The sequence below is a fragment of the Gordoniibacillus kamchatkensis genome, from assembly GCF_000829455.1.
Taxonomy (GTDB): domain Bacteria; phylum Bacillota; class Bacilli; order Paenibacillales; family NBRC-103111; genus Gordoniibacillus; species Gordoniibacillus kamchatkensis.
The window spans coordinates 1-18,467 of sequence record NZ_JXAK01000073.1; the positions used below are offsets into that span (position 1 = coordinate 1).

The following is an 18,467-nucleotide window of genomic DNA, read 5'->3' on the forward strand; positions in this document are numbered from 1 at the left end:
GGTGATGGGGTGGGGCTGTGGGGTGGGTCTGGGGTGTGGGGATGCGAGCGTGGCGGCGGGATGATGCGACGGTGGGGCGGGGCGATGGGATGTGTAGCGCGGGTCAATGCGGCGGTGCGGCGGCGGGAAGATGCCGGCGCTTAGGGAGAGGGAGGCCGCATAGTGATCACGACGAAACATATCATGCGGCCTATGTCTTACCGATGTTACGTTATTTTCGGAAAGCGAGAATGCTTGGAACGGTCGAATTACACGGTTACCACGTTATGGCTGGCCGCCTTGCGCAGCCGGTTCATGACGCTTCGCCGATGCCGCTCTCGGGCACCGCTTCGGCGAAGAGGACGGCCGCGCCGGCGGCGTCGAAGGCGCGCAGCGCATCGTAGAGGCGCTGCGCCGCCTGCCCGGGCGCGCCGAGCGGCCCGTACGTCAGCACGACGTCCGCGTCGAAGTCGTGCTTGTATTCGTCGAACGTGAGGACGCCCGAGCGTTCGCTCCGCCCCCGGGCGGCGCGCAGCTCCGCCCGGATGTAGTCGCGGACGGCGCTGCGGTCCGCGGCGGAACTGGCCGGCTGCACGACGGTCAGCCGGCCCTGCGGCGCGTAGTGGGCATATTTCATGCCCGGCGCGCGCGGCACTTCGGCATCCGCCGCGGTAGCATCGCGGATGGGCAGCTCCGGCAGCACAGCCTGCAGCTGCTGCCGCGTCACGCCGCCGGGGCGCAGCACGTGCAGCGCCCCGCCGTCCACGCGAACGACCGTCGATTCGACGCCGACGCCGGTCGTGCCGCCATCGAGCAGGCCGTCGATGCGGCCTGCGAGGTCGTCCGCGACATGGTGCGCGGACGTCGGACTGGGCTTGCCGGAGCGGTTGGCGCTCGGCGCCGCGACAGGCACCCCGGCGCAGCGCAGCAGCGCCAGCGCGAGCGGATGGTCGGGGACGCGGACCCCGACCGTGCTGAGCCCCGCGGTCACGAGCGGGGACAACGAGCCCGGCCTCACCGGCAGAACGACGGTGAGGGGGCCGGGCCAGAACGCGCTCATGAGTCGTCGTTCCGGCTCGCTGACGGCGGCGACGAACGGCTCCAGCTGAGCCGGCTCGGCGACATGGACGATAAGCGGGTTGTCCGACGGGCGCCCTTTTGCCTCAAAAATGCGCCGCACCGCGTCCGTCTGCGTCGCATCGGCGCCAAGGCCGTACACCGTTTCCGTCGGAAACGCCACTGTGCAGCCTTGGCGCAGCAAGAGGGCCGCTTCCGACACCGCCTGCTGCGAGGTAGGCGTATCGAGCGTCCCTTCCGGTACGGTCCAATTGCGGGTAGTTGCTGTCATATGTTTTCAACGTCCTTTGTGCGCTATAACAAAACAATTCCGGTCCATTACTTGAGTTCGATAATTGCCCTTCCAGCCTCCGGTCCCGACTTGGCGGGCGAAATGGACCGAGCTATCGATCCCATTTATTATAGTGTGCTCCGACGTCGCGAACAACCCGTTTTAATGTGTGCCCTGCCAAACGCTAATACGATTTGCCGACTACACGCCCCAAAACCTATTGGGTCAGCCATAGACTCCGTTTCGGAGAAACGTTGTCGTCGGACGAAGCACGAGCTCCCTGTTCGCATCTCACAGGGCAGCTTACCATGCTTGCCTTAACGGAACGTATTTCCGCTATTGCACGGATAGAGGGGTCCCGAATTCAGCTTAACGGAACGATGTTCCGTTATTTTTACAGTTCAAGAGTGATTCTCGCCAAAAAAGCGGAAATAACGCACTGTCGTTCCGCTAATTTCGGGAAATACCCGGGAAATCGAGCAATAACGGAACACATTTCCGCTAAACTTCGCTGCCCGGTGATGGGGAATGGGAATCGGAGAGCTACAAGTTTTGCGCAGCAAAACTCGCATCGTAAGCAGCAGCCTTGAGCTCGTGTTTCCACCATGTGGGCGAAACCGGAGACCCGCACTCCCAATCCGCTTCGCAGACATACTTTCTCGGGCAGCCTGAAACACCAGATACTTTTGCCTCCACATCATTTAAACAACGAGAACAGTTTCTTCAGCAGCTCCCAGATGAAAAATTTATACTCCACCTTGCCTTCATTTTGCTTCTCTGCCGCCGTCGGCGCAACGGCTGTGGTGCCGGACGCCGCTCCTTTGCCGCTCCCCGCCTGGCTAAGCGCGGCCGGCTTCGATCCTGCAGGCGCTGACGCCGACAACGGCGTCGGAGCCTTTTTCAAGGAAGCAGCCGGCTGCGCCTCGTTGCCCGCTTTGTCCGATTTATCCGCCTTGTCTTCTTTCGCCACAGCTTCGCCCGTCACAGCATCGACAAAACAAAGCGGCGGAAACAGCACGCACCACCAGTTCTGGCCTTCGGCTTTGCCGAGCGAAACGCGCAGCGCCTCGTAATTGCCGGCCGGGTACACTTTATCCCCGTACATTTTGGTCGGGAACGGAACGACCCCGAGCTCCACGGTCGATCGATACGGGTACCCGTATTTCGCCAGCAGCCCGTCCGCCAAGTCGCGCAGTTCCGGCAAATGCGAGTCGATTGCTGCCCGCGCCTCGTCCACCGTCTGCGGCTCGGCCACCCAGTTCTGCATCTCTTCAACGATGGCGTCGCGGATGCGATGCTTGATCCATTGGTCGGCGGCCGTATCGGAATTGGCGAGAATGCGCAGCCGGATCGCGTCCTGCGGAATGTCGCCGGCAGCAAAAGCGGCCGTGCTGCGGTTCGCGTCCCAAGAAGCCATCAGAATAGAAAGAGCAACCGTCAAATAAATAAATGTACGAACGGAAAATTGCGGTTTTCTCATGCTCATGGCCGCGGCCCCTTCCCTGTCCCTTGTAGCATCCAGTATGTCCCAATCTCCAACTCTATAAACCTAGCAATTGGTGTATAATAGAGCCGACATGGAAAAGGAATTTTTTTCCGAATCGATGATAGAATTTGCCGCTCGCCGGCATCTGAATATTTAGGGGGGGCAGCATCGTGCAGAATAGCAAAAGCAACCATACGGCGGAGCTGTGGACGCAAAACGCGATGCTGCCTGCGGAGGCCAGGCGCGAGGAGGCGCACCGCGCTCTTGTTGAGCGGGCCCGCTCCGGCGACAGCGATGCTTTTGCGGAACTCGTGCGGATGCACCGGGCCCAAGCGCTCGGCTGGGCCAACGCGATCGCGCGCGATGCTTATTTGGCGGAGGATATCGTGCAGGACGCTCTCATTCGCGCGTTTTTGCATCTCGGCACGCTGCTGGATACGAGCCGCTTCCTGCCTTGGCTGCACCGCATCGTCCGAAACCAGGCGAATATGCGGCTTAGGCGGGGCGGCCCGTATGCGAAGGAGCAGCCTTTTTCCGGCTTCGGTCGGAACGGCTCCCGGTCCGGAGCCTGGAACAGAGGCGGAGGCGGAATGAGCGACAAGGCCGGTGCCGGTGCATACGGCAGTGCAGACGCAGGAGCCCGCTCCGGGGCGGATCATGGAGGTGCCGACAGCGTCGATTGGGGCGACCTGGACCGGGTGCTGTTCCATTTATCGCGCAGCGTGGCGGACATAGCCAGGCAGCAAGGCGATCCGGCCGGAGCTTTGCTGCGGCAAGAGACGCTGCAAGGGATCCGCGATCTGCTGCGCTGTCTGAGCAAACGCGAACGGAGCATGTTCGAAGCCCATTTCTTCGAGGAGCTGCCGCCGGCGGAAATCGCCGCCCTTTTCGGCACGACGACCGCGAATGTGTACAACGTGTTGTCCCGCTCCCGGGCCAAAGTGCAGAAGGAACGCATTCGTGCCTCGCTGTTCGTTTTCGTGCAGCGCCGCGCCTCCCTTGGCTTGCCCAGCCGCCGCGTGCTGCAGCCTCCGCCCGATTTTTGAGCGGCGGACGTTTTGGCAAGCGACGTAGCGAAGAAACGGCCAAAACCGTCCATTCCGGGCGGCACCCTGTTTCCCGCACGGAATCGGCCCAAGTATAGGCACAGCTTATACTTTCCGATGGAGCAAGCAGCGCCGCCCAAGATGCCCCCTCTCCCGTCGGCCCAACCCGAAGCCATGGCGGAAAAAGCCGACACGCAAATCATTACGCAAGCTGAAACTCCCCTTGCACCGCTGATCCAACAAAGACAGTAAAGCGCAATTTTCGAAAGGAGATGGCAGGACCGTGCAGGAACCATCCATTCAAGAAGTAACGAGGCCCGCGATGTCAGCGATCGTCATGAAAGTGCCGTGCAGCGGCGATGAAGTGAGAAAAGCGTGGCGCGAGCTGCAGCCCCGAATTGCCGGCCTGGACGGCGTGAACCGCGAGCAAGGCTTCGTGTTCGTGCCGGAGTGGCAATGGGCGGACGGGGTGAAGGATCTGTGGGTCGGAGTCGAGGTTGCGCCCGATATCCCGCGTCAAAACGTCCCCGCCGGCGCCGAGCTGCTCGCGCTCCCGGCTCGAACGTACGCAACTGTGCGCGCGCAAGGAAACCGCCAGCAAATGTACGAAGCTTACGACGCGCTGGGTGCCTGGTTTCGCGACACCGGCCGTGTCAGAGATGTAAGCGAGGGCAGCTTCAGCCTCGAAGCGAACTCGCTGCAGCCGGTCAATCCGTTTGACATTCCGGCGGATGAGATCGACGAGTTCGATTTTCACATTTATGCCCCGATTCGGGCCTAAGGAGAGAAGTGACCATGACAACCGGCAACGACACCGTCGAAGTAACCTGGCAAAACGCCACAAAGCGGATTCGCGCGCAATTCGTCAATATCGACGACTCCAGCTTCAACTGCACAACGGCACAGCGGGTACGTTTCGAGAACGTGAATATGACAGGGCTGCAAATTACCGACGCCAATTTGAGCGATATCGAGATTGACGGGGCGCAGCTCGGCGGCGCCTACATCCATAACATCGGCATGCGCCGGAAGGGCATCCCGCCTACGATCCGACAGCGAAGCAGCGCCCGCTCAGGTTCGAGAACTGCAACCTGAATGGGAGCACGTTCGAGCGGTGCGGGCTGGCCGGAGTGACGCTCACGGACTGCGACATTACCGGGCTTACGATCAACGGCGTACGTATCGACGAGCTGCTGGGGCAGATCGCAGGGGAGCGGCAGCAGGCAGCAGCGCGGCAAGAGCCGTAAGAGGAGGACCAGCCTATGGCAATGGCAGCCAGCGCGAAAGATTGGTCGCGCACGATGACTTCCGCCGCCGGCGCCATTTACGGAGCCGTTCGGTACACGGACAAAAGCCATCTGTCCCTCGTCGACGTGATGGGCTACACGGGGCATGCTTTCCGGCTGAACATCGATCCGAAGCAGGTGAACGCGGCAGGTCCGACCTCTTTCCCGGGAGGCTACATCCTGCGCCGCAATTTGTGCAATCTCGGCTTTATCAGCTGCCTGGCCGATGCGGCGACGCCGATTGCGCCGGAGAAGCTGGAACGCACGATTTCCCTCGTGCAGCAGTCGCTCGACCGGGGCGTGCCGGCGATTGCCTGGGATTTATTCATTCCCGAATTCGGACTCATTTACGGCTACGACGACGAGAAACAGCTGTTCCACGGCAAAGACGTGTCGAAGGACGGCACGCTGAGCTATGCGGAATTCGCCGACGCCAAAGGCATTGTGTTCGTCACGACGATCAGCGAAAGCTACCGCATTCCAAGTACGAAATGCTTCGCATGGCGCTGGACATGATCGTCGATCACGCGCGGGGGCGGGAATGGACGCACGTATTCGGCGACCGTTTTGCCCAAGGGCTGGCCGGCTACGACGCCTGGATCGCCGTGATGGAGCGGCGCGATGCGGACGAATTCGGCAACGCCTATAACACGGCTGTCGTTGCCGACGCCCGCGAGTTCGCGGCGCAGTTTTTGCGCGAGCTGTCGGTCCGCTGGAACGGGACGAACGTCGTCGAGCGCACGGTGCGGAAGCTGGCCGGCGAGGCGGCGGTCCATTACGCCGCCGTGGCCGATGCGCTGGCGGAGATACGGGACATGTTCCCGTTCCCGCAAGGCGGTAGGCCGAAGGAAGCGGCGGAAGCGGACCGGGCCGTCACACTGCTGCAGCGGGCCAAAGCGGCCGAGACGCAGGGCGTGGAGCTGCTGGAGAAGCTGCACGGTTTCATGAAAGCGTATTGGTCGGAAGTATGGGTCAACTGACCATCTGACCATCCGAGACTAAGCAACCGACTGCCACATAAACGCAAAAAAGCCCGAAACGGACCAGTCGCACTTCTCTAGGGCGACTCCGTTTCGGGCTTCTTTTTCAATAATATGATGCAAAATGCCTCATTCCAAGCACTGCCTTCAAACCGCCGCGGCAAAACGTCCCGCAGCCCGCTCCCGTCAACGGCTGCGGTCGTACACGATCACGTGCCGCTGGATGCCGGCGAGATCGGGCACGATCTCGCTCTGCTGCCACGCATGCACGCCGCGCAGCAAAGCGAGCACCTGGTCGGCCTGGCCTTGGCCGACCTCGAAGGCGACGAGCTGCGGCAGGCGCGGCAGGCGCCGCAGCTCGTCCGCCAGGCGGCGGTAGAGGACGAGCCCGTCCTCGCCGCCGACGAGCGCCAGGTGCGGCTCGTACAGCTGCACCTCCGGCTGCAGCCCGGCCATGTCGCCGGCCGGGATGTACGGCGGGTTCGATACGAGCATGTCGAGGTCGATCCCGCCGGCTACGTAGGGCTCGAGCAGATCGCCCTCGAGCCACTCCACGCGCGCGCCGTGCCGGGCCGCGTTGCGCCGCGCCGTCTCCAGCGCCGGCGCGGAAATGTCGCTGCCGTACACCCGCCACTGCGGGCGGCCCGCGGCCACCGTCACGGAGATGCAGCCGCTCCCCGTGCCGACGTCGCCCAGCGCCGGAGCAGCTCCCGGCTCCGGCCACAGCTGCTGTCCGAGCGCCAGCACGCGCTCGACCAGCAGCTCCGTTTCGGGCCGCGGAACGAGCACCTCCGGCCCGACGTGAAAGGGGAGCCCGTAGAACGTTTGCTCCCCCAAGATGTACTGCGCCGGCTCGCCGAGCGCCTTGCGCCCGAGCCACTGCTGCCACTGGAGCCCCATCTCCTCTTCCGGGAAAGGCTCGCTCCAGTTCAGCAGCAGCTGTGTCCTGCTCCAGCCGAGCAGCCCTTGCAGCAGCAGCTCCGCGTTTGCCGCAGGATCCTGCACGCCGCGGGCTTTGAGCCACTGGATCGCTTCCGCGTACGCTTCGCGAATCGATCTCCCGCCGCCCAAGCCGGACCGGGTCCAATCCGCGTCTCCGGCGCCGCTAAGCCGATTGCTTTCCGTACCTTCGTCGTAATCCGCCACAGGTTACTCCCCTTTGTTATCGAGCTGGTCCGTTTGCGCCGCCAGCGTCAGCGCGCCGATAATTTCATCCAGCTCGCCGCCCAGCACCGCATCGAGCTTATGCAGCGTCAGTCCGATGCGGTGATCGGTCACCCGGCTTTGCGGAAAATTGTACGTCCGGATCCGCTCGCTGCGGTCGCCCGTGCCAATTTTGCTCTTCCGCTCGCCGGCGTATTTCGCTTCCTCTTCCTGGCGCATGACGTCGTAGATGCGCGCCCGCAGCACTTGCAGCGCCTTGACCTTGTTGTCGTTCTGCGATTTGCCGTCCTGACATGTCGCTACGATGCCTGTCGGCAAGTGCGTCACCCGCACCGCCGATTTCGTCGTGTTGACCGACTGTCCGCCGGCGCCGCTCGAGCAGAACGTATCGACGCGAATGTCGTTATCCTTGATCTCGATATCGACCTCTTCCATCTCCGGCATGACGACGACGGTAGACGTCGATGTATGAATGCGCCCGCCGGATTCCGTGACCGGCACCCGCTGCACCCGGTGCGCCCCGCTTTCGAACTTCAGCTTGCTGTATGCGCCTCTGCCGTTCACCTGAAAAACGATCTCCTTAAAGCCGCCCAGGTCGTTCAAGTTCACGTCCAGCACCTCGGTGCGCCATCCTTGCGCATCGGCATACTTCGTATACATGCGGTACAGGTCGCCGGCGAACAGCGCCGCCTCGTCTCCGCCCGCCGCGCCGCGGATTTCCACGATTACGTTCTTGTCGTCGTTCGGGTCTTTCGGCATCAGGAGGATGCGGAGCCGCTCCTCCAGCGCCGTTTTGCGCTCGGTCAGCTCTTCAATCTCCATCTTGACAAGCTCTTTCATCTCGTCGTCGAGCTTCTCGGCCTGCATCTGCTTCGCCGCGTCAAGCTGCTCCACGACTTGCTTATATTCCGTATAAGCGTCATACGGGTCCTGCAAATCGGACTGCTCCTTGGAATATTCGCGGAGCCGCTTCGTATCGCTCGTCACTTCGGGATCGCAGAGCAGCTCGCTCAGCTTCTCGTACCGGTCGGCCAGCGCCTGCAGTTGATCCAGCATCACTCGCTCACCTCTCTCCTTCTTATCCGTATTCATCTTATGAAAAGCGCCCCGAGATGATCAGCTCTCCGGGCGCCCTTGTCTTACACGTTAAAGCGGAAATGCATCACGTCGCCGTCCTGCACGACGTAATCTTTGCCCTCGAGCCGCAGCTGCCCTTTCTCGCGGGCGGCGTTCATCGAACCGGCGCTGACGAGGTCTTCGTAAGCAACTACCTCGGCCCGGATAAAACCGCGCTCGAAGTCGCTATGAATAACGCCCGCCGCTTGCGGCGCCTTCATCCCGCGGCGGATCGTCCACGCCCGCACTTCCTGCACCCCGGCCGTAAAGTACGTGTTCAAGCCGAGCAGCTTGTACGCGGCGCGGATAAGCCGGTTAAGGCCCGACTCCTGCAGGCCGAGCTCTTCGAGGAACATCTGCTTGTCCTCGCCTTCCAGCTCGGCGATTTCAGCCTCCACCTTGGCCGAAATCGGCACCACCTCGGCGCCTTCTGCCGCGGCGTACTCCTTGACCTTTTGCACATGCGGGTTATCGTCCGCGTTCGCCACTTCGGCCTCGCTGACGTTCGCCGCGAACAGCACCGGTTTCATCGTAATCAGGTGCAGGTCGCGCAGCAGCACCCGCTCCTCGTCGCTAAGCTCGACGCTGCGCGCCGGCTTGTCGTTGTACAGCGCCTCTTTGATCCGTTCGAGGCACTCTACTTCCTGGGCGTACTTCTTGTCGCCGCCCTTCATATTTTTGCGCGAACGCTCGACCCGCTTCTCCACCGACTCCACATCGGCCAAAATCAGCTCGAGATTGATCGTCTCGATATCGCCGATCGGATCAACTTTGCCCGCGACGTGGGTAATGTTCTCATCCTCGAAGCAGCGCACGACGTGCACGATCGCATCGACTTCGCGAATGTGCGCGAGGAACTTGTTGCCCAGCCCTTCGCCCTTGCTCGCGCCCTTCACAAGCCCGGCGATATCGACGAATTCGAACGCCGTCGGCACGATCCGGTTCGGCGTCACGATGTCCGCCAGCTTCTGCAGCCGCTCGTCCGGCACTTCGACGACCCCTACGTTCGGGTCGATCGTGCAGAACGGATAGTTGGCGGATTCCGCCCCCGCCTGCGTAATTGCATTAAACAACGTCGACTTGCCTACGTTCGGCAGTCCGACGATACCTGCTTTCAACGCCATCTATAGACACGCTCCCAGCTCATTTAGCGAAAATAACCCTGTACAATTATATAGTATCACGGCTGTAAAGTCATCCCCGCCGCAAGCCTAGCCCCAACGAGCGAGTTTTACAGGTTGCCCAAGAAAGTATGGCTGCACTGCGGATTGGAAATGTGGGTCTCCGGCTTCGCCCACGCTCGTGTTCCTATGAATAAAGACATATGGTTGGAGCACGAGTTCAAAGGCGCACGCTTCGCTCTCCGAACCACATTTCCATCCTCCGCTCCGCCTTTCTCAGGCAACCTGAGTATTTCCGCCAAAAACTAGCCAAGGCCCGATTTTGCCTATGATCCATAGGCTAATCGGGCCACTTTCGTCTCTTTATCTGCTTTCTGTTCTATCGAGCTTTGGAGCCGTTTGATTTTGGCGCATTCCCCACAGCGTAAACGCAATTCCGACGACCGTCACCAGTGCGGCGATCCAGGGAACGGTCCGAAGTCCTCCGCCGATTTCCAGATCGATGACCGCACCTCCCAAATAGGCCCCAAAGGCATTGCCGAGGTTAAAGGCAGCGATGTTAAGCGTAGATGCGAGAGTGGGCGCATCCTTGGCCGTATTCAACATGTGCAGCTGCAAGCCGGGTACGGTCCCGAATGCCGCAATACCCAGCAGGAATACGGTAATCAGGGCGAGGATCTTGTTATGATCTGTAATCCCGAGCAATGCTAGAACAGCCGCGAGCATAACGAGAATCCCGAGGAGCGAAGGGAGCAGCTTCCGATCCGCCAATTTCCCTCCGTAAATATTGCCTATCGTGATTCCGATGCCGAACAAGACGAGAATGTAGGAGACGGAACTCGGCGAAAAGCCTGTGATGTCGACCATAATCGGCGTGATGTAGGTGAAGGCTGTGAACACTCCTCCGAACCCGAACACTGTCATCAGCAGCGCAACATGAACGGCAGGCCGGCGCATCACACCAAGCTCTTGGCTTAGGCTGGATGGCGCAGCCTTAATGTGCGGGACGAGCATAATGACGCCAAGCAAGGCTACGAGTCCTATCGCCGCAATGACCCAGAACGTCGACCGCCACCCGTACGCTTGACCCAGGAACGTTCCGAAAGGAACGCCCAAAATGTTCGCCAGCGTCAACCCGGTAAACATAATGGCGATCGCGCCGGCGCGCTTTTCACGGGGAGCCAGCTGCGCCGCGACGACGGAACCGACCCCGAAAAAGGATCCGTGCGTAAGCGCCGATATAATGCGGGCCGCCATCAAAAACGCGTAGTTCGGCGCCATAGCGGCGAGCGCGTTGCCTGCGATAAAAATGGCCATGAGAAGGAGCAGAAGCGCTTTGCGCGGCATTTTGTGCGTGGCTATCGTAATGAACGGAGCGCCGGCGGCCACACCAAGCGCATAGCCAGTAATGAGCAATCCGGCTGCCGGAATGGAGACGTGAAGGTTCGAGGCCACATCCGGAAGCAGCCCCATGATGACGAACTCGGTCATCCCGATGGCAAACGCTCCTGCAGTGAGAGCATATAAGGCAATTGTCGAGCCTTTGCGCGACGATTGCACGCAAGTTTGGGCTATGCTGGTTGAGCTCAAGGCGACTCTTCCTCCTTTTTTGCAAAATGGCTAACACCTTTCAACGTCCATTCTAAGGCGATTTTTTTCATAAAACAAATTATGAAATTATCATTTGTTTATAAAAATATTTATACATAGACCGCCCGGAATAACGTCCGACCGGCACGCGCCGATTCACCGTCGCTATCGCTGTTCCCGAATGATTTTCATGATCTCGTTCAAACGGGCAAATGTTTGTGCTTGCTTTGATAAGCGATATACAGTTCGTTTTTGACTGTCATGTTGGCAAAAATCACTTTAGCCCGCCCGTTCGCCGATTGTTCCAACAGATATGTCGGGATCAGACTCATACCCGCGCCGTTTTCGATAGCCTTCAGGATCATGTGCAAATTGGGAATCACATGAACCGGTTTGATCAGCGGGCGCTTTTTAAAGTGCTCCCGCCAAAAACGTCTTATAATCGGTAGCTCCAATCCGTAGCTAATCCATCTCTGGGACGAAAGCCAGCGTTCGACGGCGGGCAAATTGCCGGTTTCCGGCACATCCGTTTGGTCTGGGGCAACGACGACGAACTCTTCTTCGTATAACTTCACATATTCGATCCCCGGAGCTGCAAACTTTTTGGACGTCACGATGATATCCGCTTTGTCCGTCTTCAACAATTCCAATAGCTCATCCGCCGTTCCGAAATAGGTAACGGTGCACAGTTTATAGCTGTTCAGCTGCGGGAGTATTTGTTCGGAATAATATTCGGGCGCCGCTCCGATCCTGATCACTTTCAGCGTAGGCAAAGACGCCGATTTTAACCCCATCGTCGTCTCTTCCAAAGATTCAATGAGCGGAGCCAGCTGCGAGTACAGCTCTTTTCCTCTTTCCGTCGGAACCAGCTTTCTTGAAACTCTTGTAAACAGAGCTTCGCCAACCTCGGCTTCGAGCGCGGCCAAATGTTGGCTCATCGCCGGTTGCGTCATGATGCGGGCTTTTGCAGCTTCCGACACGGAGTTATGCTTGTAAATCGACACGAAGCTTCTGTACCATTCAAAATCGACCACGAACCGTTCCCCCTTACGGCAGCGGGACAGCCGCTATCGGCTGCCCCGCTGTCCGCTTCATCCGTTATTTCCATGCGCCTCGTTGTACTTCTCTTCTTCTTTCTTCCTATAGTGCGACTCCACCTGATGCATCAAAATATACGCGCGCAGCGAAGTCAGCTTGTCCGCCGCCAAATCGACAAACTGGGCGCCGTAAAAATAACCGAACTCGGCCTTCTCGCGGCGGACGATTTCGGCGGTCACGTTCATCGCCGAGCCGATGTTCACTTCGAGCTCCAGCTGCATCAAGCTTGTGAGTTCGATATTGTCGAGGAGCGTGAAGCCGATACCGCTGATCGAGACGTTGTTCACCGTCAGATGCAGCGGCTCTTCGAGCTGTTCGCGCCTCTTCGTGGCGTCGATAATCGCATACGCTTTGCCTTCTTCGAACACTTGCAAGCGCGGATGTTCGCGCCGCTCGGCGAATTTGTTATCGTTTTGAGGAGGATTCAGGATGATGAGAGAGTCCCGGTCTTTAGCCACAACATGAGACTCGAACACGTGAATGCCGCCGGACGAATAGATCGTCACCTTGACCTGGTCGCCGAGCTCGAACGATTTCAGATCGTAAGTTTCAACTTCTATTATATCGCCTTCAACGTACGCCAGCACGCCGGTTGTCACATAGTCCTTTTTCATCACAACCGTCTTGCTATGCATCTTGATGCCAAACGGGTTAGACTTTGTGGCCGGTTGTTTCTTGCTTCCATTGTTCGAGGAAGCGGACAGCATAGCCGACATGCTGCGGTACCACCTTTCTTTAGCCGGATGAAGAAGAAGGCCTACGTATCGCGCTTCCCAGGGGCAGCTTGCAGCCTGCATGAGCGTACAAAAAATGGGCTTGCCCCTATTCGAGGGGCCAGCCCAGTAACCGGAAGCATACCGCGTATGCCGGAGGTTCGGTAACCAGGCTATCATAACTCATACGAGCCGTAGACCCTCGGCTTTGCGTCCTTGCCTTTCGGCAAGTTTGCCATTATCGCTTATTCGACAATTGGTAGGCACTCAGAACTATATAATATATCTAGTATACCTAGAGGGTGGACATTTTTCAATCGGTTTTCAGGCAAACCATTTGCGTGCGTTGCGTTCTTCCGGCCTAAGACCTTGATTCGCCGTAAGCGTTCGCCTATGATAAAGCTGATTATTCACACGAAACCACACTTATCCACAACATTATCCACAACATGTTAACAACGAATGCGTGTTCGTGGCATATCCACATGAGGATAAGTTGCAAGAAAGGAGTTGTCCCCAGTGGATATTTTCGGGCATGACCATGAAATGTGGATGAGGGAAGCGATCGCTGAGGCGCGCAAAGCCGAGCAGCTGCAAGAGGTGCCGATCGGAGCGGTCATTGTGAAGAACGGGGAAGTCATCGGCCGCGGCCACAATTTGCGGGAGACGTCCAAAGATCCGACGCTGCATGCGGAGATGATCGCTATTCGCGAGGCGAGCGAACGGCTCGGCGCTTGGCGCCTGCTTGATTGCACGCTCTATGTCACGCTCGAGCCGTGCCCGATGTGCGCCGGCGCCATCGTACAGTCGCGGCTGCCCCGCGTCGTGTTCGCCGCGCCCGATCCGAAAGCCGGCTGTGCAGGTACGCTTATGAATTTGCTCCAGGAAGACCGGTTCAACCACCGCGCCGAAGTCGTCGCAGGCGTCCTCCAGGACGAATGCGCGGCCATGCTGTCCGGTTTTTTCCGCAACCTCAGGAACAAGCGCTAGCCTTCTTCAGCGGCCCTGCCGGCAGCGCGTTCCAACTCTTGCAGCGGCTTCCCTTGCATCTGCCCGGGAATCGTGCTATAGTATATCTTGCTTATGCGCCCGTAGCTCAGCAGGATAGAGCGACAGTTTCCTAAACTGTGCGTCGCGGGTTCGAATCCCGCCGTGGCGCGCATATTCATAAGCCTTCTCGAGACGTGGCTCAGCTTGGTAGAGCGCTTGGTTCGGGACCAAGAGGTCGCAGGTTCGAATCCTGTCGTCTCGATATTTTTTTACACTGCGAAGAATTGCGGTTCTCTGAACCGCAATTTTTTTATTTTCTGTGCCATACTCGGCTGCCTTCGAGACAAGCCCATTATGATAGCGTTAGCTGTTTCAACTTGTATAACGAACGTGTTCGTTATACAGCGTCCTCCGAGGCCCTGTTAGAGCCTGAGGTGACTGAAACGGCAGTTAGCGTACCAAAGTTCCATGAGGTAAGAACAATATTCGTTAAAAGCGTATATGAAGGCGCTAGCCGTCACCCACCCAAACCAACAACGGCATCGACTCGCCGCCAGAAGCGCGAATCCCGTGTTCCTTGCCATGAAAATAATCCGTTCAACCGATTTCGGCCCGGTCGCCTTGACCGGGCTTTTTTCATCCCGGCAAGAAGCCGGCCTGACTGACCATAATACGCTCCGGGGCAAAATGCCCCCGCAGCTGAGCAAGCACGCGCAGATGGGCATCGCGGCCGTACCACTCGGCAAGCCCGAGCTCTTCGTACAGCTCGCGGATGCCGAGCCGTTCCGTTCTCCTCCCCCCGCTGCCATCGCCCATAAAATAATCGTCAATGCACACCCGATCGACGACAGCCGCCAGCTTCGCCGCGAATTCCGCGCTTGACGGCAGCACCGGGGCGATCGTCGCCTGCGCGGGAATGCCGCGCCTTACCGCTTCTCGGAGCGCTCGCAGACGCCCCTGCAGCGGCGGTGCATGCGGTGTGAACGCGCGGCGGATGTCGTCGCGATCCGTCTCTACGGTCATGCTCAGCCTTACCCGCTCCCCCAGCCTCTCCAGCAAATCGTAGTCCCGCTCCACGAGCGGGCTTCGGGTTTGCACAAACAAAAAATCGGGCATAAGCGCCGGATCAACCATTACTTCCAGCAGGGATCGGGTTACGCCCGCCTTTGCCTCCTCCGGCTGATACGGGTCGGTGCTGGAAGACATGAAGATCGTAACCGGCCCCTTCGCCTTGGCCTTATGCAGTTCTTTCCGCAGCACTTCCGCCGCCTCTGCCTTCACGTCGACCCAGGTACCCCAAGCCTCGCCGCGGAACAGTCCGACCGGCATTTGCCGCACGTAGCAATACGAGCAGCCGAACGTGCAGCCTGCATAAGGATTAAGCGTGTGCGTATAGCCCTCCAGGAACCCGGTAGCGCGGTTGAGAAGCTGCTTGGGTTGTTTCGTACGAATTTTCGTTTTCATGCTCCAGCCCTCCCCTCTTCGTGCTCTCATTGTAACCGATTGGCCGCTCAAAAGGAAAAAGAGCCCTTGCGGGCTCCCTTCCGACGGTGAATGTTTTTGTTACTTTACCTGATCACTTGCTCCTTCGGTGTCTCGTTCGTCCGAACGATTGTTGCCTCCAAGCACTGACGTGTCTTTGGCACATCCCTCCAGATTGGGTTACTTCAGTTAAAGCGCACAATCACCGGAGTTGTTCGCTACGTTTTCCAACGCAACCACACCCTCTCTTCACCGTCGATCTTATTATGTCCGAAGCGCTCTTTTTTATGAGGTCGCTTCGAAAATTAATTTTTAATGCCCTTCGCCGTGGTTGTTGCGGGAATGATTTTGCGTTTTGATCCGTTTCGACCCGGGCTGCGGCTGACTCAGCTCGCGATGCTCGTGCAGGTCCGTGCGCGGCCGGACGTAGCTGGCGCCGACCGGCTGCGTTTTAGGTTTCGACATGATTCAGCCCTCCTGCGTTCAGTTTGCCTTCTTCGTCAAAACGATTGTTGTCCCGCTGGCGGCGGTCATCCGTTTTGCGCTGCTGCTGATTGTTGAATTCGGCGTTAATTCGCGGCTGGTCGAGATCTTTGACGACATTTTGCAAGTTTTTGTCCGGTCCGTGCTGTTTGGTCATTTGCGTCGTCCCTCCGGTTACGGATTGGTTATGTTTTTAACCCCTTGGGCGCATTCGTGCAGGTGGCGCACATAATCTTCCGCCAGCCCTTGAATGATATCCGTATTCTCGTCTACATGCAGCCCCGCCTGCTCAACATCGACCAGCTCCACCTTAATTTCGCGAGGGTCGACATACGACACCTTGAAATCAAAATTGTAATCGGAATGTCCCCCCGTCTGAATGTTGACGCGGAGCGCGTTCGGGTCGCCTTCGTCGGCGATCACTTTGCATGTGTCGGACTCGTTCAGCATTCGCGGCAGCTGCTCTTCCCACGCCTGTGCTACTTTGCCATTGTCCACCGTCAGCTGTTCGGTTGTAGCCATGAACGTTAGACACCTCCTCACATTTAAGTTGCGGTAGGGGGAACGCTTTTATGAGCAGCAAAAAAAGGCACCTCGCTAAACCTTCGTTCAGCGGTGCGCCTTTTGTGAACCGATTCTACGAACGGATCAGCTCTTGCCGGTCAGTTACCAGCGGAGGCTGCTCCAGCCATTTTCTCTCGACCATGGCGTCGAACGTAGATTTGGCGTAAGCCATCACCTCCGCGATGATCTTGCTGTAGTTGGCGATGAGATCCGTCCTCATAGCCAATGCCAAGGCGTGGGAAATCAATGTGATGTCTACGGCGTTAAGCACCGTGATCATCGTCATAATCAGCTTGTCGGAAAATGGCGATATCGTCGACGGGGTCACTTCCATGCCGACCGTTACCGTGCCGAGCAAGTTTTCCTCCATCATCAAACCGTTGAACAGTTGGATTTGTTTCTCGCTGATCCTTTTTCCCCTTATAATGAGCTCTTTCAGCTCCCGGTCGTTCACCACTTGGGCAAAACCAAGCATAATAATGACCGAAAAATAATTCCTCTCAATATTGAAGAAAATCTCGGATAATTCAATCGCATTCAGCGGCCGCTTCTGACCGAGCATCCCCGATAGGAACGATTTTTTCTGCACGTATTCGATTTTTTTCGGGTAATCCATTTTCGGCGGACGGTCATAGATCCCTTTGTCCAGCATCATCTTGACCGTTTTGCCGAACATTTCGGTGGACGTATGGATGCATTCGTTGAAAAAGTCGAGCACATCGAGCCGGACGTTGTTCGACGCAGTAAAGGCAAAGTTGATCATCGACAGCCGGTTCATCATATAGATGAAGCTTAAGGCAAACGAATCCCGAAACAGCGGAGGAGCGGCCAAGTTCACATCGCCGTCCGAGAGAGCTACCGGTACCGGAAAGTTTTCGTCCATGAACAGCTGCTTCATTTTGGCCAGTCGGTCTTTCGCGATTTCCAGCGCTTCTTTAGCGAGCGGAGCGATTTCCGCATCCTGAAGATGATGCAGGAAGTAGGTAAGGAAACAAGCGGACATGCTCTCCTGAATATACACGCTCCAGAGCCCGCCGATCTCCGTACAAGTGAACTCGATATTGACCTGCTTCGCTTCAGATTGTTGTATGGGCATAAGTCCTCCGGTTCCGGTACGACACTTTTTATTTAGTATGTCATGGGGTTCTGCCGTTATTCAGGGGTTAAACGCACTGCCTTGCAGGGTGTTTTTTAAGGATATTTTTAAGATTTTTTCAGGTTTCTTTCATGTGGGCTTCAGGGGCTCAGCTTAAAATACATAGGTGGCCTGAGCAAAACAGTAATTTCTAGATCTGATAGGGAGCCATTATCTTATGACAACAACGATAGGAAGAAATGATCCGTGCCCTTGCGGCAGCGGTAAAAAATATAAAAAATGCCATGGTTTAATGCAGGTACTTTCTTGGAACGATGTTATGGCCCAAGTCCATTTCTCGCATGCGCAGCGAAACAAGATTGAACGCGCATTTCTCGCTGCCAACGAAGACTTTAAGGAACACCCTCTCGCCGGGGCATGTCATCTGTTATCCGGAGTTTTTTCCGTAGTGTTAGCAGAACTGGGCGTTTCAGCGGCATTAAAACTTGGTGTAGTGCGAAGAACAATCGATGGGCGAGATTTTACCCACTCCTGGATCGAGATTGACGGTTATGTATTTGATGTGGCCATTCAACATACTCTGCATGGAGAAATCAATGCCCCGGTGTTTGCCGGGATCGATGTATCGAACGGCTTGCCGGCGCCATTTATATATGGTATTGACAGGGAACCGGATGAGATCGGGTTAGACGTTCTAAGAACTCCGTTTGGCAAATACATGGATCAATGTCCATTTTACGAAGACGGTGGCTGGTCGATAGTTCATCGCATAGCCTCCAAAATGGGACTTGTTACCGATATCCAGACGCTTCGCTCAAAATACAGCCGCATGAAACGAATTCCCGTCATGTACCGGGTCCAATCTCCGGTTGCCGCTCACTCGCAATTTACTCAGGCCAAATGAACGCCAGCCCCTGCGCTGCGT

At 57.6% G+C, this 18,467-nt stretch carries 20 protein-coding genes, 2 tRNA genes and 1 riboswitch; of the genes, 9 read left to right on the plus strand and 13 right to left on the minus strand.

Features of this window, described 5'->3' with window-relative positions; all coding sequences use genetic code 11:
- Positions 1-292: 292 nt before the first annotated feature.
- Both SD70_RS28110 and spoIIR read right to left on the minus strand, forming a co-directional pair.
- Entirely contained in the window at positions 293-1,327 is a 1,035-nt protein-coding gene (locus tag SD70_RS28110) for an L-threonylcarbamoyladenylate synthase (protein ID WP_331436852.1), read from the minus strand.
- A gap of 697 nt (positions 1,328-2,024) precedes the next feature.
- A complete protein-coding gene (gene spoIIR, locus SD70_RS28115; RefSeq protein ID WP_041051757.1) occupies positions 2,025-2,813 on the minus strand; it encodes a stage II sporulation protein R in 789 nt (262 codons plus the stop codon).
- A 170-nt stretch (positions 2,814-2,983) separates the two neighbouring features.
- Here spoIIR and SD70_RS28120 point away from each other — a divergent pair, with 170 nt between their 5' ends.
- The 5 genes from SD70_RS28120 to SD70_RS38780 all read left to right on the plus strand — a co-directional run bounded on the left by SD70_RS28120 (position 2,984) and on the right by SD70_RS38780 (position 6,125).
- The gene (locus SD70_RS28120; RefSeq protein WP_052487983.1) at positions 2,984-3,859 is read left to right on the plus strand and encodes an RNA polymerase sigma factor; all 876 of its coding nucleotides are present in this window, start codon (positions 2,984-2,986) and stop codon (positions 3,857-3,859) included.
- A gap of 283 nt (positions 3,860-4,142) precedes the next feature.
- Entirely contained in the window at positions 4,143-4,640 is a 498-nt protein-coding gene (locus SD70_RS28130; protein ID WP_156158238.1) for a GyrI-like domain-containing protein, read from the plus strand.
- Between the two features lie 14 nt (positions 4,641-4,654).
- Positions 4,655-4,954 (plus strand): hypothetical protein, encoded by a 300-nt coding sequence (locus SD70_RS34135; RefSeq protein ID WP_052487984.1) that lies wholly within the window; start codon positions 4,655-4,657, stop codon positions 4,952-4,954.
- 167 nt (positions 4,955-5,121) lie between these two features.
- On the plus strand, positions 5,122-5,661 hold the full coding sequence (locus tag SD70_RS38775) for a hypothetical protein (RefSeq protein WP_231571612.1): 540 nt from the start codon (positions 5,122-5,124) through the stop codon (positions 5,659-5,661).
- The gene (locus SD70_RS38780; RefSeq protein ID WP_231571614.1) at positions 5,646-6,125 is read left to right on the plus strand and encodes a hypothetical protein; all 480 of its coding nucleotides are present in this window, start codon (positions 5,646-5,648) and stop codon (positions 6,123-6,125) included. The genes SD70_RS38775 and SD70_RS38780 overlap by 16 nt, the downstream gene beginning before the upstream one ends.
- A gap of 186 nt (positions 6,126-6,311) precedes the next feature.
- Here the strand turns inward: SD70_RS38780 and prmC are convergent, their stop codons facing one another.
- The 6 genes from prmC to SD70_RS28170 form a co-directional block, all read right to left on the minus strand.
- Entirely contained in the window at positions 6,312-7,196 is an 885-nt protein-coding gene (prmC, locus tag SD70_RS28145; RefSeq protein ID WP_041051785.1) for a peptide chain release factor N(5)-glutamine methyltransferase, read from the minus strand.
- 78 nt (positions 7,197-7,274) lie between these two features.
- Positions 7,275-8,345 carry a peptide chain release factor 1 gene (gene prfA / locus SD70_RS28150; RefSeq protein WP_041051787.1) on the minus strand — a complete coding sequence of 357 codons (1,071 nt, stop codon included), beginning with the start codon at positions 8,343-8,345 and terminating at the stop codon, positions 7,275-7,277.
- An 83-nt stretch (positions 8,346-8,428) separates the two neighbouring features.
- Positions 8,429-9,529, minus strand: coding sequence for a redox-regulated ATPase YchF (ychF, locus tag SD70_RS28155; protein WP_041051762.1), 1,101 nt, complete (start codon positions 9,527-9,529; stop codon positions 8,429-8,431).
- Between the two features lie 360 nt (positions 9,530-9,889).
- Complete coding sequence (locus tag SD70_RS28160; protein WP_269432545.1) at positions 9,890-11,116, minus strand: MFS transporter; 1,227 nt, start codon at positions 11,114-11,116, stop codon at positions 9,890-9,892.
- A gap of 200 nt (positions 11,117-11,316) precedes the next feature.
- On the minus strand, positions 11,317-12,150 hold the full coding sequence (locus tag SD70_RS28165; RefSeq protein ID WP_052487985.1) for a LysR family transcriptional regulator: 834 nt from the start codon (positions 12,148-12,150) through the stop codon (positions 11,317-11,319).
- Between the two features lie 57 nt (positions 12,151-12,207).
- Complete coding sequence (locus SD70_RS28170; protein WP_041051764.1) at positions 12,208-12,930, minus strand: PilZ domain-containing protein; 723 nt, start codon at positions 12,928-12,930, stop codon at positions 12,208-12,210.
- Between the two features lie 157 nt (positions 12,931-13,087).
- Positions 13,088-13,174, minus strand: a riboswitch (cyclic di-GMP riboswitch).
- Positions 13,175-13,473: 299 nt separating this feature from the next.
- On the opposite strand from SD70_RS28170, the gene tadA reads away from it, so the two are divergent.
- The 3 genes from tadA (at position 13,474) to SD70_RS28185 (ending at position 14,179) form a co-directional block, all read left to right on the plus strand.
- Positions 13,474-13,917, plus strand: a complete 444-nt coding sequence (gene tadA, locus SD70_RS28175) for a tRNA adenosine(34) deaminase TadA (RefSeq protein ID WP_052487989.1) — start codon at positions 13,474-13,476, stop codon at positions 13,915-13,917.
- Between the two features lie 95 nt (positions 13,918-14,012).
- Positions 14,013-14,087: transfer RNA gene (locus tag SD70_RS28180), tRNA-Arg, on the plus strand.
- A gap of 18 nt (positions 14,088-14,105) precedes the next feature.
- A tRNA-Pro gene (locus SD70_RS28185) sits at positions 14,106-14,179 on the plus strand.
- 374 nt (positions 14,180-14,553) lie between these two features.
- Here the strand turns inward: SD70_RS28185 and SD70_RS28190 are convergent.
- The 5 genes from SD70_RS28190 to SD70_RS28205 all read right to left on the minus strand — a co-directional run bounded on the left by SD70_RS28190 (position 14,554) and on the right by SD70_RS28205 (position 17,542).
- Complete coding sequence (locus SD70_RS28190; RefSeq protein WP_041051768.1) at positions 14,554-15,381, minus strand: SPL family radical SAM protein; 828 nt, start codon at positions 15,379-15,381, stop codon at positions 14,554-14,556.
- Positions 15,382-15,711: 330 nt separating this feature from the next.
- Positions 15,712-15,864, minus strand: a complete 153-nt coding sequence (locus SD70_RS36520) for a small acid-soluble spore protein P (RefSeq protein WP_156158240.1) — start codon at positions 15,862-15,864, stop codon at positions 15,712-15,714.
- Positions 15,851-16,039 carry a hypothetical protein gene (locus SD70_RS28195; protein WP_041051770.1) on the minus strand — a complete coding sequence of 63 codons (189 nt, stop codon included), beginning with the start codon at positions 16,037-16,039 and terminating at the stop codon, positions 15,851-15,853. The genes SD70_RS36520 and SD70_RS28195 overlap by 14 nt, the downstream gene beginning before the upstream one ends.
- A 17-nt stretch (positions 16,040-16,056) precedes the next feature.
- The gene (locus SD70_RS28200; protein ID WP_041051772.1) at positions 16,057-16,404 is read right to left on the minus strand and encodes a hypothetical protein; all 348 of its coding nucleotides are present in this window, start codon (positions 16,402-16,404) and stop codon (positions 16,057-16,059) included.
- A gap of 115 nt (positions 16,405-16,519) precedes the next feature.
- Positions 16,520-17,542 carry a DUF3231 family protein gene (locus SD70_RS28205; protein WP_041051774.1) on the minus strand — a complete coding sequence of 341 codons (1,023 nt, stop codon included), beginning with the start codon at positions 17,540-17,542 and terminating at the stop codon, positions 16,520-16,522.
- Positions 17,543-17,759: 217 nt separating this feature from the next.
- Here SD70_RS28205 and SD70_RS34140 point away from each other — a divergent pair, with 217 nt between their 5' ends.
- On the plus strand, positions 17,760-18,446 hold the full coding sequence (locus SD70_RS34140; protein ID WP_052487986.1) for a YecA family protein: 687 nt from the start codon (positions 17,760-17,762) through the stop codon (positions 18,444-18,446).
- The last annotated feature ends 21 nt before the right edge of the window (positions 18,447-18,467 follow it).

Coding starts and splice junctions, on each gene's coding strand:
- spoIIR (WP_041051757.1), bottom strand. CDS start 2,813: ATGAGCATGAGAAAACCGCAATTTTCCGTTCGTACATTTATTTATTTG.
- SD70_RS34140 (WP_052487986.1), top strand. CDS start 17,760: ATGACAACAACGATAGGAAGAAATGATCCGTGCCCTTGCGGCAGCGGT.
- tadA (WP_052487989.1), top strand. CDS start 13,474: ATGTGGATGAGGGAAGCGATCGCTGAGGCGCGCAAAGCCGAGCAGCTG.
- ychF (WP_041051762.1), bottom strand. CDS start 9,529: ATGGCGTTGAAAGCAGGTATCGTCGGACTGCCGAACGTAGGCAAGTCG.
- SD70_RS28205 (WP_041051774.1), bottom strand. CDS start 17,542: ATGCCCATACAACAATCTGAAGCGAAGCAGGTCAATATCGAGTTCACT.
- SD70_RS38775 (WP_231571612.1), top strand. CDS start 5,122: ATGGCAATGGCAGCCAGCGCGAAAGATTGGTCGCGCACGATGACTTCC.
- prfA (WP_041051787.1), bottom strand. CDS start 8,345: ATGCTGGATCAACTGCAGGCGCTGGCCGACCGGTACGAGAAGCTGAGC.
- SD70_RS28200 (WP_041051772.1), bottom strand. CDS start 16,404: ATGGCTACAACCGAACAGCTGACGGTGGACAATGGCAAAGTAGCACAG.
- SD70_RS28190 (WP_041051768.1), bottom strand. CDS start 15,381: ATGAAAACGAAAATTCGTACGAAACAACCCAAGCAGCTTCTCAACCGC.
- SD70_RS28170 (WP_041051764.1), bottom strand. CDS start 12,930: ATGTCGGCTATGCTGTCCGCTTCCTCGAACAATGGAAGCAAGAAACAA.
- SD70_RS34135 (WP_052487984.1), top strand. CDS start 4,655: ATGACAACCGGCAACGACACCGTCGAAGTAACCTGGCAAAACGCCACA.
- SD70_RS28195 (WP_041051770.1), bottom strand. CDS start 16,039: ATGACCAAACAGCACGGACCGGACAAAAACTTGCAAAATGTCGTCAAA.
- SD70_RS36520 (WP_156158240.1), bottom strand. CDS start 15,864: ATGTCGAAACCTAAAACGCAGCCGGTCGGCGCCAGCTACGTCCGGCCG.
- SD70_RS28110 (WP_331436852.1), bottom strand. CDS start 1,327: ATGACAGCAACTACCCGCAATTGGACCGTACCGGAAGGGACGCTCGAT.
- SD70_RS38780 (WP_231571614.1), top strand. CDS start 5,646: ATGGCGCTGGACATGATCGTCGATCACGCGCGGGGGCGGGAATGGACG.